This is a genomic window from Streptomyces bambusae (genome assembly GCF_019400985.1).
Lineage (GTDB): Bacteria > Actinomycetota > Actinomycetes > Streptomycetales > Streptomycetaceae > Streptomyces > Streptomyces bambusae_A.
Genome location: NZ_WTFF01000003.1, coordinates 22,120 through 36,874, shown reverse-complemented (window position 1 = coordinate 36,874; position 14,755 = coordinate 22,120). Strand labels below are relative to the sequence as shown.

The window sequence follows — 14,755 nt, the reverse complement described above, 5'->3', positions numbered from 1 at the left end:
CGGCGTGGGGTGGTGCGGCGCCCGCCGCACCGGGGGCTGGCGCCGAAAGGAGGCCCAGAGCGGCCGCGGCAGTTGCTGCCCCGATACGGAAGCTGTGGACTGCCATATGATCCCGTTCCTCCGCCGGTCAACGGCTGCCCAGCAGGGCGACGCCGCGGCGACATGGTCGGAACCCACGTAATCGACGCTAGCAGGCGGTCTGGCGACCTGCACACGGGCGGCCACCGGCACGACGTGCCCGCCGCACGATGAGCGGGCTCGTTCTCACACCGTGGTGTGGGCGGTGCGGCGCTGCTGTCCCCGGGCGGTGCTCGGCGTCCGGTCGCCGCCCTGGACGGCCGAGCGGACCCCGGTGAGGGTGAACGCCAGGGCCGCGGCGGCCACGATCGCGAGCAGGGCGAGACCGGCCGCGTACGTTCCGTACTCCCCGTAGAGGGAGCCCATGACCAGCGGCGGCAGGAAGCCGCCCAGTCCGCCGGCGGCGCCGACCACGCCGGTGACCGAGCCGACCTGGCTGCCCGGGGTCAGCAGGGCCACCAGGGCGAAGACCGCCCCGCTGCCCGCGCCGAGCGCGGCGGCCATGGACAGGAAGGCGATGGTACCCACCGGCGCCAGGGGCGGGGTGAACGACTGCACCACCGCACCGGCCACGACCACGGCCAGAGAGCCGGCCAGCACCCGGACCGGGCCCAGCCGGTCCGACAGCCAGCCACCGATCGGGCGCATCGCCACCGCGAGGAGCACGAACCCGGCCATCCGGTTCGCGGCGTCCGCCTGGGTCAGGCCGTAGCCGGTCTTGAGGTAGGTGGGCAGGTAGACGGAGAAGGCGACGTAGCCGCCGAACGCCACCGCGTAGAGCGCGGATGCCTGCCAGGTGATGCCCAGCCGGGCAGTGGCGGCCAGCCGGCGTCCCAGCGGCTCGGTCGGCACGGTACGGCCGGGGGCGTCGCGCAGCAGCAGCGCCGCGGCCACGGCGTAGACGGCCAGCACCGCGGCAGTGATCAGGAACGGAGTCGCCATGCTGTTCGCGTCGACCAGCTTCACCGTGGTCAGGGCGCTGATCGCGGTGCCGCCCATGCCGGCGCCGAAGACGCCGATGGCAAGGCCGCGCCGCTCGGGCGGGAACCAGGCGTTGACGAACGGCACACCGACGGCGAACGCGGTGCCGCCGATACCGAGGAAGAACCCGCCGATCAGCAGTGCGGCGAGGGAGGAGTGCCCGGCCAGGCCGAGGTAGAGCACCGGGATGATGGTGGTCGCCGTCACGATGGGGAACATGACCCGCCCGCCGAACCGGTCGGTCAGCGCGCCCACCGGTATGCGCCCCAGGGAGCCGACCACGACGGGCACCGCCACCAGCAGAGACTGCTCGAACGACGACAGGTCGAGGCTGTCCTTGAACCGCGGGCCCAGGGGACTCAGCAGCGCCCACGCCCAGAAGTTGACGGCGAAACCGATCGTGGCCAGGGCCAGCATCAGCCAGGCCCGGCCGGGCACTGGAGCACCCGACGGTGAGCTGCCACTCTTCGACCTCAACGGCTGGACCATGGTGTCCGCCCCTTTCCTGTGCGTGGCGGTACGACGCCACTGGGACCGCCCGCCCATGGCAGGCCCCTTGCCTGCTCAGCGGCATCCCATGACCACGATCCGCAGCGGGACCCGGCGACGGCATGGGCCAAGGGTCCCTGCCGATGGCCGGACGGGCCCGTCCTGCGTCCCCGGACGGCCCTCCGCCCTCAGCGGGACGCGAGCATGGTGCGCATCTGGGCGATCTCGGCGGTCTGGGTCTTGACGATGTCGGCGGCGAGGTCCTTGGCCGGGGCGTAGGAGCCTTCCTTCTGCTCGGTCTCGGCCATGTCGATGGCGCCCTCGTGGTGTTCGATCATCATGGTCAGGAACATGGTGTCGAAGGCGCGGCCGGTGGCGCCGTTCAGCTTCATCATCTGCTGGTCGTTCATCGTGCCGGGCATGGATGTGGCGTCGTCGTCGCGTCCCATGCCGTTCATGTCATCCATGCCGTCCATGTCATCCATACCGTCCATGCCCCCCATGCCTCGGGGGACCTCCTCGCCCCATGCCTTCAGCCAGCCGGTCATCGTGTCGATCTCGGGCTGCTGCGCCTTCTGGATCTTGACGGCGAGCGCCTTGACCTCCGGGGAGGCGTTGTGGGTGCGGGCCATCTGGGACATGGCGACGGCCTGGCGGTGGTGGGGGATCATCCCTTGGGCGAAGGTGACGTCGGCCTGGTTGTGGGCTTCGGCCGGGACCGCGGCGTGGACCGCCACGGGGGTGAGGGCGGGGGTGCCCGCGGCGCTCGCGGCGGTGATCCCGCCGGTCGCTGCCAGGACGACGGCGGCGGCTGCGCCGGTCCGGGCGGCGCGGCGGGCGGCAGTACGGGCGGTGGTGCGGGTGGTGGTGGTCATGGTGTGGCTCCCGTGGTGCTTCACAGGCCGGGGGCTCCCCACAGCGGGAACCATCGGCTCAACTCCTGTTCGATGCGCAGGTCGTCCTTGATCACGGCCTTGACCTGGAGTTCCAGTGGGTTGTCGCGCTTGTGGCCGGGCAGGGGGGCGAAGGGGTAGAAGGTGCCGCGCTTGTAGAGGTAGACCAGGGCGAGGGAGCGCAGCTCGGCATCGCGGAAGGAGACCAGGGAGCACAGGAGCTGCGGGCCGAAGCCGCTGTCCTGCAAGGCGGTGTTGACCGCGTGCAGGTCCCCCACCAGCGCGGGCAGGTCGTCGGGGGCGCGGTGGGAGAGCAGCCACGAGTAGCCGTAGGTGTCACGGCTGAACTCCACCGGTGCGCCGCCGCGTTGGGAGTCCGCATCCAGCAGGGCCCGTACCTCCTGCTGTACCTGGGTGAAGGCGCCGCCCTCGATGGAGGCGAAACAGACCGAGCCCGCTCCGGTCGGGGTGAAGCCGATGGCCGCCTGGAGGGTGACGGCCGCCGAGGGGAGGCCGAAGAGCTGGTCCAGGTCGGGTCTGACCGGTCTGGACCGGCCGAGCAGCATGTCCCAGAAGCCCACGGGCCTCAGCTCCCTCTCACGACGGCTCGCTCACGACGGCTCGCGACGGCTGGCTCACGACGGCTCGCCGCCCGGTCCGCCCAGCTCGGCGGCGATCTCGGCGAGGGCCTCCAGCCGGCGTTCCAGGCTGGGGTGGGTGGAGAACAGGTTGGCCACCGCCGTGCCGGGGCCGACGGCGGGGCTGAAGAAGAACGCGTTGAACGCCTGCGCGGTGCGCAGGTCCTCCGTCGGGATGCGGGCGATGTCCCCGCTGACCTTGGTCAGGGCCGAGGCCAGGACGGACGGCTTGGCGGTCAGCATGGCCGCGGCCCGGTCGGCGGCCAGTTCGCGGTAGCGGGACAGGGCCCGGATGAGCAGGAAGCTGATGGCGTACACGAGGGCGGAGACGGCCATCACCGTCAGGAAGACGACTGCGGTGTTCTGGTCCCGGTTGCGTCCGCCGAACAGCTGGGAGTAGAAGGCGAAACGGACGATGAGGCCTGCGATGACGCCCAGGAACGAGGCGATGGTGATCACCGCCACGTCGCGGTGGGCGACGTGGGAGAGTTCGTGTGCGAGGACGCCTTCGAGTTCCTCGGTCTCCAGACGGCGCATGAGGCCGGTGGTCACGCAGACCACGGCGTGGTCGGCGTTGCGGCCGGTGGCGAACGCGTTGGGCAGGTCCATGTCGGAGACCGCGACCTGGGGTTTGGGCATGTCCGCGGCGGCGCACAGCCGGTCCACGACCCCGTGCAGCAGCGGCTGCTCCTCGGGTGTGACGATGCGGCCGCGCATGGCGTAGAGCGCGATCCGGTCGGAGTACCAGAACTGCGCGCCGAGCAGTGCGGCGGCGATGACGACGACCAGGACGGTCGACTTGAGCAGCGCGATCAGCGCGGCGATGAACGCCACGTACACCAGCCCGAGGAGGAACATCGTGACCGCCATGCGGGCGGTCAGCTGCCGGTCGGGCTCGAAACGGCTGCGCACCGCCATCACCCCGGGATCCGGCCCTCGCCGGGAATCCGCATGATCATGATGTCGCCTCCTGGTCCGGCGGCGCCTTCGGTCGTTCCGTCGTTCCGCCGTTCCGTCGCAGGTCACGGCACATCGTGCTGGTTCCATTCTCAGGGCACGGGCCCTGACCGGCAGCCGGTGACCGGCAGCCCGTGACCGCAGGGTCTCCACCTGCATGGTGGCACCGCGGCAAGGCGGTCGCTCGGGCCGACCGGCCCTCGGCCGGGGCCGACCGGTCCCGGTGACGCCGGCGGAGGAGTGGGGGCATCCTGGAAAGCGAACGTGATCCTGGAGGCGTAGGCCGTGGGCACCGTGGATGTCGTTGTCGTCGTGGCCGCTGTGGCGCTGATCACCGGCCTGGGCTGGTTCTTCTTCGCGCCGCGCCGCGCCGGCTCCGCCCGCCTGGAGGGCGGCGTACAGCGGGTGGAGGTGACCGTACGCGGCGGCTACAGCCCCAACGTGATCAAGGTCCGCCAGGGGACCCCGCTGGAGCTGGTCTTCGACCGGCAGGAATCCGGGGAATGCACCTCCCGGGTCGTCTTCCCCGACCTACGGGTGAGCGCCGGGCTCCCCGCCCACACCCGCACCACCGTGCGCCTGACCCCCGACCGGCCGGGCAGCTTCGGCTTCGCCTGCGGGATGAACATGATCCACGGCACCCTCCAGGTCGAGCCCGGTGAGCAGGCCCAGGCTCCACCCGGTCCGGACGGCCACCCCCACGCCGCACCCGCCGTCGGACAGGGCCCTTCAGGGGCCGGCGGTGTGGAGCGGTCGGCGGCCGAGGCGGAGGCCGCGGACGTCGCCGAGCGCCTGGCGGAGATCAAGGACCTGACCCGTCGGGTGGTGGTGGGTGCGGTGCTCACCGCGCCGGTGTTGTTCGCGGTGATGGCGCACGAGCTGTTCGGCGCCGGCTGGGTACCGCAGTGGATGCTGAACCACTGGGTCCAGCTGGCTCTGATCACGCCGGTGATGTTCTACACCGGCCGGCCGATCCACGTGACCGGCTGGCTCACGCTGCGCCACCGCGCCGCCGACATGAACTCCCTGATCACGCTCGGCACGAGCGCGGCCTACGGCTTCAGCCTCCTGGTCACCCTCGCCCCCGGCCTCCTCCCGGAGGACGTGCGCGAGGTGTACTACGAGGCCGTCGGGGTCATCCTCACCCTCATCCTCCTCGGCCGCCTCCTGGAGGCCCGCGCCAAGGCCGGCACCGGCGAGGCCATCCGCGCCCTGCTCGGCCTGCAGGCCCGTACCGCGCGCGTCGTACGGGACGGCACCGAGACCGAGATCCCCGTCGAGGACGTCACGGTCGGGGACGAGATCGTCATCCGGCCCGGAGAGAAGATCCCCGTCGACGCCGACGTCGTGACCGGTGCCTCCGCCGTCGACGAGTCGATGGTGACCGGCGAGCCGATGCCGGTCACCAAGCGGGCCGGGGACACGGTGATCGGTGCCACCGTCAACACCACGGGATCGCTGCGCGTACGGGCGGCCAAGGTCGGCGCGGACACGATGCTCGCCCAGATCATCCGCCTGGTGCAGGCGGCCCAGGCGTCCAAGGCCCCCATCCAGCGCCTCGCCGACGCCGTCTCCGCCTACTTCGTGCCCGCGGTCATCGCCATCGCGATCGGCACGTTCGCCGTCTGGTTCACGGTCGGGCCCGCCCCGGCCCTCACCCTGGCCCTGGTCTCGGCGGTCGCCGTCCTGATCATCGCCTGCCCCTGCGCGCTGGGCCTGGCCACCCCGCTGTCGGTGATGGTCGGCACCGGCAAGGGCGCCCAGGCCGGCATCCTCATCCGCTCCGCCGAGGCCCTGGAAACCGCGCACAAGCTCGACACCGTCGTCCTGGACAAGACCGGCACCGTCACCGCGGGAAAGCCCGTCCTCACCGACGTACAGCCCGCGGACGGATCCGGCTTCGACGAGGCGCAGCTGCTGGGCCTGGTGGCGGCGGTCGAGGAAGCGAGTGAGCACCCGCTGGCCCAGGCCATCGTCACCGGTGCCCGCGGGCGCGGGCTGTCCTGGCCGGCCGCGACCAATTTCGACTCGGTCACCGGCAAGGGCGTCCACGCGACCGTCGACGGCCGCACCGTCCTCGTCGGCACCTCCCGCCTCCTCCAGGACGCCGGCATCGCCACCCCCGCCCTGGACCCGCACGCCGCCCGGCTGTCGGCAGAGGGCAAGACCCCCGTGCTCGCCGCGGTCGACGGCCGCCCGGCCGGGGTCCTCGCCGTGGCCGACACCGTCAAGGACGACTCCGCGGCCGCCGTCGCCGCCCTGCAGCAGCTCGGCATCGAGGTGGTCATGCTGACCGGTGACAACGCCCGCACCGCCGCCGCGATCGCCGCCCAGGTCGGCATCGGCCGGGTGCTGGCCGAGGTCCTGCCCGAGCACAAGGCCGACGAGGTCCGCCGGCTGCAGGGCGAAGGCCGCACCGTCGGCATGGTCGGCGACGGCATCAACGACGCGCCCGCACTGGCCGCCGCCGACGTCGGGCTGGCGATCGGCACCGGCACCGACGTCGCGATCGAGGCCGCCGACATCACCCTCATCTCCGGGTCGCTCACCGGGGTCGTCACCGCAGTCCGCCTCTCGCGCGCCACCATGCGCAACATCCGGCAGAACCTGTTCTTCGCCCTGGTCTACAACGCCATCGGCGTTCCCCTCGCCGCCGGCGTCCTCTACCCCGTGTGGGGCATCCGCCTCAGCCCCGTCATCGCCGCGGCCGCCATGGCGCTGAGCTCGCTGTCCGTCGTCACCAACGCCTCCCGCCTGCGCCGCTGGCACCCGGCCCCGCTTCCGCAGGCCCGGCCGGCCCGCGTCCGGCCCCGGGTCGAGACCGGCGCCGACCGGCCGGCAGCCAGGGAGGTCGTGGACGTCGTGTGCGGCATGCGCCTGGCCCCTGAGAGCGCCGCCGAGCAACGGCGGACCAGCACCGGCACCTACTACTTCTGCTCAGCGCGCTGCGCGGCGGCCTTCGACGCCGACCCGAGCCGCTACACCGGACCGGCTCCGGCGCCCGCCCCCACCACGACGCACGCGGGACCCGGCGATCCGGACACCGGGCCCACCAGCACCTGACCGGTCCGCGTCGCGTGGGGCGGCCTCACCGGGACTCCGCGCCCCGCGGTTCGCACAGACGTACGGCGAGGGCGGCGATGTCGTCGTCGAGGCGTCCTCTGCTGTAGTGCAGGAGGTCCCGGTGAAGGGCCGCGAGCAGGTCGCGCGGCGGGGTCGGGGGCTGTCGCCCCATCCAGGCCGCCAGCGGGAAGAACTCGCCGTCGCGGGAGCGGGCCTCGGCGATCCCGTCGGTATAGAGGAGCAGCAGGTCACCGGGGGCGAAGTCGAACGTGTCGACGCTGTAGTCATCGCCGATCAGCCCCGCGAGGCTGAGCAGTGGCGAGGGATCGGCGGTCTCCAGGACACGGAGTTTCCCGTGGTTCAGGAGCATCGGCGGGGGGTGCCCGCAGTTGAGGATGCCGATGCGTCTGCCCCCGTGCGGAATCTCGACGAGCAGGGCCGTGGCGAAGCGCTCCATCGGCCCCTCGGGGGGAAAGGCGGCGTTGTAACGGGTGCTGCTGGCATCCAGCCGGCGTGCGACGTTCACCAGGTCGGGCTCGCCGTAGGCCGCCTCCCGGAAGGCGTTGACGATCGCCGCGGCCGCCCCCACGGCCGGCAGGCCCTTGCCCCGTACGTCGCCGATGAGCAGCCTGACCCCGTACGGCGTGTCGGCCGCCTCGTAGAAGTCCCCGCCGATGCTGGCCTCCGCCGCGGCCGCGAGGTACAGCGACTCGATCTCGATGCTGCCGAAGCGGCGCGGCATGGGGCTCAGCACCACCTGCTGCGCCGCGTCGGCGACGAGCCGTACGTGAAAGAGGGTGCGCTCGCGCTGGAGCCGGACATGGCTTCCGTACGCGGCGGCCACGGTGACCGCGATGATCCCGGCGGCCGTCCACCACGTTCCCAGATCGGGGAAGACGAAACTGAGGCCGATCATCAGGAAGAGGCAGACCGTCCCGAGGAGGACGGTGGGCAGGACCGGCCACATGGCGGCGGCGAGGGCTGGCGCGGCGGGCAGGAGGCGGCTGAAGGCCATTTCGGGCGGTGTGCTGTACGCCAGGCTGGCGATGACGACGGTCAGGATGACCGGCGACAGCCGCACAAGTCTTCCCGGGCCGGGGCGCCGGCGGAGCCGCGGCCGTCCAGACTCGTTCACGCTCTCAGAATATCTACGCAATGAGGGCATAGCGCTCCGACGAGCATTCGGCCGCCCGCCCCTCCCGCTCCACTGCGCCGAGGCCGTCACGCCGCCCGGCCGCCACCGGCGCCCCGGACGGCACGAGCGATGCGTGCCGTCCGGGGCGGGCGCGAGGTCATGAGCGGTAGGCGATGTTCGTCATCATCCCGGCCTCGCCGTGGTACGCGTTGTGGCAGTGCAGCATCCACTGGCCGGGGTTGTCGGCGTCGAAGAAGACGGACAGCTTCGTCTTCGGCAGCACGATTGCGGTGTCCTTGCGCGGCCCCGTGTCGCCGAGCTGGTAGGTGTGGCCGTGCAGGTGCATCGGGTGCCACATCGTGGTGTCGTTGACGAAGTCCAGGCGCACCCGCCGGCCCTCCTCGACCACGATCGGGGCGGCGTCCGGGGCGGTCATGTCGAACGGCTTGCCGTTGATCGCCCAGTTGTACCGCGCCATGCCGCCGGTGAGCTTGATCTGGTGCGTGACGTCGGCCGGGGCGGACTTCAGGCGCACGTCGTCCGCCGATCGCAGCTGTGACGCGGTCATGATCAGACCGTCGAGTTCCTTCGGCCGTACGGTCGCCGACGGGGCGCTGCCGGAGCCGGTGCGGACCAGGGCGAGGCCGCCCGTGTTCTTGCCTTCGGCAGCGGCGACCAGGGGGAAGACTCCGTCACCGAGGGTGACCAGGACGTCGTAGCGTTCGCCCATGCCGATGAGCAGGGCGTCCGTCTGCTGGTGCTGGACCGGGAAGCCGTCGGTGTGGGTGACGGTCAGCCGGTGGCCGCCGAGGGCGACGCGGTAGGCGGTGTCGGAGCCGGCATTGATGATCCGCAGCCGCACCTTCTTCCCGGGCTTGCCGGTGTAGACGTCGGGGTCGGCCGGGATCCGGCCGTTGACCAGGTGGTACGGGTACTTCACATCGCCCGCGTCGCCGCCGAGCAGGTCGCTTTCGGCGCCCATGAGCATGAACCTGCCCGACATGCCGCCCGGCGACGGGGCCGAGGACGGGGACGAGGACGCGGCCGCCGTATCACCGCCCGTGTTCCCCATGTGGTGCATGTCGTGGCCCTCCATGCCGGAGCCGTCGCCCATGTCCATGCCGCCCATGCCGCGGCCGAGCTCGGCGAAGACCTCGTCCGGGGTGCCGGTGACGCCGTCGACCCAGTCATCGAGGACGACGACCCATTCGTCGTCGTACGCGAGCGGCTCGCGCGGGTCCTCGACGATCAGCGGGGCGTACAGTGCACGGTCGAGCTGGACGCCGACGTGCGGGTGGAAGAAGTAGGTGCCGGGGGCGTCGGCGATGAACCGGTAGGTGAAGTTGCTGCCGGCCCGTACGGCGGTCTGGGTGGCCGGGGGTACGCCGTCCATGTCGTTGCGCAGGGCGATGCCGTGCCAGTGGATCGAGGTGGCGGTCTTGTCCGGGAGCTGGTTGGACAGCTCGGCGGCCAGGGTGTCTCCGGCGGAGAGCCGTACTTCCCTGCCGGGGGCCCGTCCGTCGAAGGCCCAGGTCCTGGCCCTGATACCGCCGCCCAGGTCGAGCACGGCGGGCGCCGCGGTCAGGGTGATCCTGTGCTGCCTGCCGGTGCCGGCCCGCTTCTTCTCCGCGTGGGCGACCTGGGAGCCGGACGGGCTGACCAGGCCGGGGGTGCCGGCGGAGTTGCTGCAGGCGGCGAGTGCGCCCGCGCCGACGGCACCGAGCCCGGCGAGCAGGACGGAGCGGCGGTTGATGCTGTTCATGATGTGAGTCCTCTTGTTCGAGCCGCGTACGTACGGGGTCGCTGGTCCAACGGCACACGGGTGCCGTGGGCGCGGCCTAGATACGCAGCTGCGAGAGGACCGACAGGTCAGGGGGCGCGCGGCCGATCACCCCGGCCGGCGACAGGCCGGACCCGGACGGGTACGGGTCCGCCGGCTGCTCGGTACGAGCTGCCTGCGAGGGCGCGGTGAGCTCCGGCGTGTCGACACTCGCGGAGGTGCAGTGCTGCATCCCGGGATCGGCGCAGCCGCCGCCGTCGGCGCCGTGCGCGGGTGCGGGTGCCGGTGCCGGTGCGGCGAGCGTGTCCGTGCGTTCGGGGGCGGAGCCGTGCGGCGTCGCCGCCACGGACGAGGACGCCGTGGACGAGGAGGCCGTGGCCGCCATGGCATGTCCGGCATGCGCGGCGGACCGAGCAGCGGGGACGGCGATCGCGGCCACTTCATGGTGAACCAGCACGGCATGGTGGACCAGCACGGCGAGTGCGGCGAACAGCGCGATGACGACGCCACCCGCCCAGCGGACGACACCGGGAGGGGCTGTCCGCATCGCCATCGCTTCCACCAGGGCTTCCACTCTCCGGGCCCCATAGGGGAGGCCGCCACGCTCAATATACCCCTCTGGGGTTCCTCTGGCTCAGGGCCGAACGGTCCCGAGGCAGGGGGACCACGGGCCGCCGTGCAGTCGGCCCGGCGGGGGGCGACATTGGTAGGAGGAGGTGAGCCGGCATGGAAGTGCTCGCCTGGACACTGATCGACCTCGGGGCCCTGGTCCTCGCCGCCTGCGCCGTGCACCTGCGCCGACGACACCGAGACCGAGACGACGACGTATCAGGACTGGCCCGCTCGGTCCACCGCACGGCACCGGTTCTGCTCGTGGCCACTCTGCTGCCGGTGCCCGCCCTCCTCGCCGGCGGCCTGTCCGCCGCGGCCTGGGGCGCGTGGGGCGCCCTCACCATGGGCGCTGCTCTGGTCTACGCCGTGGCCGACACCTGGCGCGACATTCCTCCGCACGGCTCGGCTCCCCCTGGGCAAACCTGAGTGCACGACCGGTCACTCATCGCGCCCGAGGCAAGCAGCCCCCGTCACTCCCGAAAGGTCGCCCCGCATGTCACTCACATCTTCGCGGCGGGCCCGGACCGCCCTGGTGGGCGCAGCCTGCTGCCTGCTCGCCCTGACCGGCTGCTCGAACGGCGGCGACACGAACGCCTCCGGCACAACGCCCGCGGCCACCGCTACGGTGCCCGCCGCGTCCAGCGCCGTACCCGGTGAAGTACGCATCGTGATCGACAACTTCACCTTCAGCCCGGCCGATCTCAAGGTGAGCCCGGGAGCGAAGGTCACCGTCGTCAACCAGGACTCGGCCCCGCACACCGTGACCGCCACCGGCGACAAGGCGTTCGACACCGGCACCATCGCGGCCGGTGCGACGGGCACCTTCACCGCGCCGTCCACCCCCGGCAGCTACGCCTACCTGTGCACCATCCACCCGAGCATGAAGGGCACCCTCACGGTGACCTGACACCACCGTCAAGGCCCGTCACCCGCGCGCGAAGCCCCCTCGCCGTGCACGCCGCTCAGGTGGCGGGGAGGGCCGTGGCGAGGAGGACGACGCCGAGGGAGCCGACCAGGGAGACGACCGCCAAGGCCCGCGCCAGATCGGTGCGGCCCTTGGCATGGGCGATGCCGTGTCCGGCCGCGGCGAGCATCACCAGCACGAACAGGGCGAGTTTGGTCGCGAGCGTGCGGCCGTAGCCGGGTTCGGCGAGGGAGGCCCAGGTGACTCCCCTGTGCTCGGCCATGGCCCAGCCGGTGGCCAGCTGCACTGGCAGGAACACCGCTGCGGTCAGCAGTCCGAACCGGCGGCCGGCCGCGGCGGTGAAGCGGTCCTTGTCCTCCGGGGCCAGGAGATGGCGCGCCAGCGGCAGGATCACCAGGGAGAGGGCCAGTTGGCCGCCGACCCACAGGGCGGCGCCGGCCACGTGCGCGAACCGCACCAGGGACCACCAGCCGACGGTGTCCACTACTTGCTCACCTCCACCATGCCGTGTGCCCCCGCCTCGGCGCGGCGCATGTCGTGGTCGACGAAAGCGTAGTGGCCGGCCTCGGGGAACGTCGTCTCGACGAATCCGCCCTGCGCCGTGGCCAGGTCCAGTACCTGTGCACCGCCCGGGTCGCCGGGCTTCAACGCGTACGCACCCTCCTTGTACACGGTGTCGAAGACCGTCCCGACGACGTGGAAGGCGATACCGTCGCTCGGACCGGCCGCGACCACCCAGAAGCGGGCGCGCTCGCCGGCCTTCACCTTCAGGGGCTGCGCGGAGTACTGGTTCGCGACGCCGTTGAACGCCCAGGCGTCCGGGGTGTTCTGACGCATCTTCGCCACCTGGGCGGGGCTGCCCGGCGTACCGAGGTAGAGCGCGGAGGACACCAGTACGTATTCGTGGTCGGCCTTCGCCAGGCCGGGCGGGTCGATGACGACGGCGCCGTACATGCCGTTGCCGATGTGCTGGAGCATCGGTGCGGTGCTGCAGTGGTAGAGCCAGGCTCCGGCCTTCTCGGCGCGGAAGCGGTAGACGAGGCGCTCGCCGGGCTGGATCGTGCGCATGGGCACGTCGGGGGCGAGGGATCCGGCGTGGAAGTCGATGCCGTGGCCCATGCCTTGGTCGTCGTTGACGAGGGTGATCTCGAAGACGTCGCCGACCTGTCCGTGCAGGGTGGGGCCGGGCGCGGTACCGCCGAAGGTCCACATCTGCTGCTTCACACCCGGAGCCACCTCCACCGTCGTGTGTGCGGCGTGCAGTTCGGCCTTGTGGACCGTCCCGCCGGCGCCGGGTGCGGGGGCCAGGCGGGCGTCGCGTGCCTGCCAGCCCGGGGAGAAGTCGGCGGAGAGGTCCGGAGCGGCGGCACCGGCGGCACCGGCGTCGGCGTCCGCGTCGGCGGTCGATGCGTGTCCCCCGTGTCCCCCGTGTCCTCCCTGTCCCGGCTGTCCCGCGTGTCCCGCCTGTCCGCTGCTGCCGGTCGCCTTGTCCCCGTTCACCACGATGGCCAGGGTCATTCCGGCGGCCCGGTGGCCCGGCAGGGTGCACCATGCCTCGCGGTTCCCGGTGACGGGTCCGAGGTCGAGTTCGCGGGTGTCGCCCTTGGCGAGCATCGGGGTGGCGGGGCCGTTCTCGACCTTGAGGTCGTGGCGCTGGGCGTCGGTGTTGGTGACCTTCAGCCGCAGTACGGTGCCCGCGGCGACCTCGATCCGGGCCGGGCGGACGCGCATGTCGGCCAGGGTGACGGCGACCGTGCGGGTGGTGCCGGCGCCCGCACCCGCCGCGCCGGCGGCGCTCGTCCCGGCGCTCGTGTCCCCGCCGCTGTTCGCCACGAGCACGGCCAGCACGGTCACCACGGCGCCTGCGGCGGTGCCCCACAGGACTGGGCGACGTGACGTACCGGAATCGCCGGCCCGCTCCGCGTCCTTGCGCAGACCCCGTCCGCTGCGGACCAGCACGCGCACCACCAGCGCGAGGAACGCGGCCCCGCCCGCTCCGGCCAGCAGCGTGCCCGCCGCCCCGGAAGGGGCGGGCAGCGGAAGCGCGAGCAGGGCCACGCCGGTGTTGAGTACGACGAGCCGCACCGCCCAGCCCCGTTCGAGTACCGCCCGCAGCGCGGCCCGTTCCTGGGGTCCGGTGGAGAGCACGATGGGCAGCAGGTAGGTGAGGGCCCCGATGAGGACCTGCACGACGAGCCCGACGAGCAGGACCGGAACCAGGGAGCCGATGTCGTCCGCGATCACGGCGAGCGGCCGCGCCGCCAGCAGCACCAGGTCCACGACCACGCCGACGACCAGCCATCCCACGGCGGCGGCCAGCATCCACGCGGCGGCGGCCGGGACCGCGGGCCGTCGGCGCGCCGTCCGGGCGAGCAGGTGCACCGCGACGGCGACACCCGCCGCGCAGCCGGCGACACCGGCTACGGCGGCGGGGCGCCATCCGGCCGACAGTCCGGCGACGGCGGTCAGCAGGCCGCCGCCGGTCAGCACCAGCACCCGCCGCGCCAGCCGGGTGGTGCGCTCGGCCATGCGTACGCCCAGCACGGTGGGCCAGAGCATGAACAGCGTGCCCAGCACGGGCAGTCCGATCCAGCCGAGGAGGGTGACGTGCAGATGGGCCAGCTTCAGGCCGGTGTAGTGCCCGGGCCCGGCCTTGCCGGTGGCCAGCAGCCAGCCCAGTACGGCGCCGGTGACCAGGGCCGCCGCTGCGACCCGGTAGTAGTCGGCGATGGGGGCGAGCCGTCCGCCCAGCGCTCCCCGGCCCATCCGGACCATGACCACCAGGTGTGCGCCGATCGCGGTGATCAGCAGCGCGCAGCCGACGCCGGTCAGCACGGGCAGGTCGGCCCACACGCCGGTGAGAACGCCCACGACTGCGGCGTTGACGCCGGCCAGCCGGGCGTTGCTCCAGCGCCGGTCGGGCAGCGGGGCGTGGAGCACGGCGACGGCGAAGTGCTCGCTCCACACCACGATGGCGGTCGTGGCGGCGCCCAGCAGGAAGAGGTGGATGGCCAGCCAGCGGGCCACCGGCGTCTCCTGGGCGCCGGCCGCCAGCAGCGCGAGCAGTGCCCAGGCCGCGACCAGGATGTGGGTGGCCAGGTGTCGGCTGCGCAGGCCGGACGCCTTGAACCTGCCCGGCCGGGTGCCACCGCCGCCGACGGCCGGGGCATCGTTCTTGCGGTACATGGTGCTCCTTGCCGCCCG

Annotated in this window: 12 protein-coding genes; 3 read left to right on the top strand and 9 right to left on the bottom strand. The window is 72.5% G+C overall.

The features are described 5' to 3' along the window. Window positions 1-264: 264 nt before the first annotated feature. The 4 genes from GPJ59_RS00875 to htpX all read right to left on the bottom strand — a co-directional run bounded on the left by GPJ59_RS00875 (window position 265) and on the right by htpX (window position 3,991). Complete coding sequence (locus GPJ59_RS00875; RefSeq protein WP_258023658.1) at window positions 265-1,548, bottom strand: MFS transporter; 1,284 nt, start codon at window positions 1,546-1,548, stop codon at window positions 265-267. Between the two features lie 188 nt (window positions 1,549-1,736). Next, window positions 1,737-2,423 carry a DUF305 domain-containing protein gene (locus GPJ59_RS00870; RefSeq protein WP_219664193.1) on the bottom strand — a complete coding sequence of 229 codons (687 nt, stop codon included), beginning with the start codon at window positions 2,421-2,423 and terminating at the stop codon, window positions 1,737-1,739. Between the two features lie 20 nt (window positions 2,424-2,443). Next, window positions 2,444-3,007 (bottom strand): PspA-associated protein PspAB, encoded by a 564-nt coding sequence (gene pspAB / locus GPJ59_RS00865; RefSeq protein WP_258023666.1) that lies wholly within the window; start codon window positions 3,005-3,007, stop codon window positions 2,444-2,446. Between the two features lie 69 nt (window positions 3,008-3,076). Next, window positions 3,077-3,991 carry a zinc metalloprotease HtpX gene (gene htpX / locus GPJ59_RS00860; RefSeq protein WP_219664191.1) on the bottom strand — a complete coding sequence of 305 codons (915 nt, stop codon included), beginning with the start codon at window positions 3,989-3,991 and terminating at the stop codon, window positions 3,077-3,079. A 330-nt stretch (window positions 3,992-4,321) separates the two neighbouring features. Between htpX and GPJ59_RS00855 the strand changes: the two genes are divergently transcribed. Further along, entirely contained in the window at window positions 4,322-7,099 is a 2,778-nt protein-coding gene (locus GPJ59_RS00855; RefSeq protein WP_219664190.1) for a heavy metal translocating P-type ATPase, read from the top strand. A 25-nt stretch (window positions 7,100-7,124) separates the two neighbouring features. On the opposite strand, the gene GPJ59_RS00850 is transcribed toward GPJ59_RS00855, so the two are convergent. The 3 genes from GPJ59_RS00850 to GPJ59_RS00840 form a co-directional block, all read right to left on the bottom strand. Beyond that, the gene (locus GPJ59_RS00850) at window positions 7,125-8,180 is read right to left on the bottom strand and encodes a PP2C family protein-serine/threonine phosphatase (protein ID WP_308120059.1); all 1,056 of its coding nucleotides are present in this window, start codon (window positions 8,178-8,180) and stop codon (window positions 7,125-7,127) included. A gap of 211 nt (window positions 8,181-8,391) precedes the next feature. Then, a complete protein-coding gene (locus GPJ59_RS00845) occupies window positions 8,392-9,996 on the bottom strand; it encodes a multicopper oxidase family protein (RefSeq protein WP_219664188.1) in 1,605 nt (534 codons plus the stop codon). 76 nt (window positions 9,997-10,072) lie between these two features. Then, on the bottom strand, window positions 10,073-10,567 hold the full coding sequence (locus tag GPJ59_RS00840; protein WP_219664187.1) for a hypothetical protein: 495 nt from the start codon (window positions 10,565-10,567) through the stop codon (window positions 10,073-10,075). Window positions 10,568-10,740: 173 nt separating this feature from the next. Here GPJ59_RS00840 and GPJ59_RS00835 point away from each other — a divergent pair, with 173 nt between their 5' ends. Together GPJ59_RS00835 and GPJ59_RS00830 are read left to right on the top strand one after the other, a co-directional pair. Next, window positions 10,741-11,052, top strand: a complete 312-nt coding sequence (locus tag GPJ59_RS00835) for a hypothetical protein (RefSeq protein ID WP_219664186.1) — start codon at window positions 10,741-10,743, stop codon at window positions 11,050-11,052. A 67-nt stretch (window positions 11,053-11,119) separates the two neighbouring features. After that, window positions 11,120-11,533 carry a cupredoxin domain-containing protein gene (locus GPJ59_RS00830; protein WP_219664185.1) on the top strand — a complete coding sequence of 138 codons (414 nt, stop codon included), beginning with the start codon at window positions 11,120-11,122 and terminating at the stop codon, window positions 11,531-11,533. Between the two features lie 55 nt (window positions 11,534-11,588). Here GPJ59_RS00830 and GPJ59_RS00825 read toward each other — a convergent pair whose 3' ends face one another. Together GPJ59_RS00825 and GPJ59_RS00820 are read right to left on the bottom strand one after the other, a co-directional pair. Then, window positions 11,589-12,035, bottom strand: a complete 447-nt coding sequence (locus GPJ59_RS00825) for a hypothetical protein (protein ID WP_219664184.1) — start codon at window positions 12,033-12,035, stop codon at window positions 11,589-11,591. Further along, entirely contained in the window at window positions 12,035-14,737 is a 2,703-nt protein-coding gene (locus tag GPJ59_RS00820) for a multicopper oxidase domain-containing protein (RefSeq protein ID WP_219664183.1), read from the bottom strand. Before GPJ59_RS00820 ends, GPJ59_RS00825 begins: the two co-directional genes overlap by 1 nt. Window positions 14,738-14,755 lie beyond the last annotated feature (18 nt).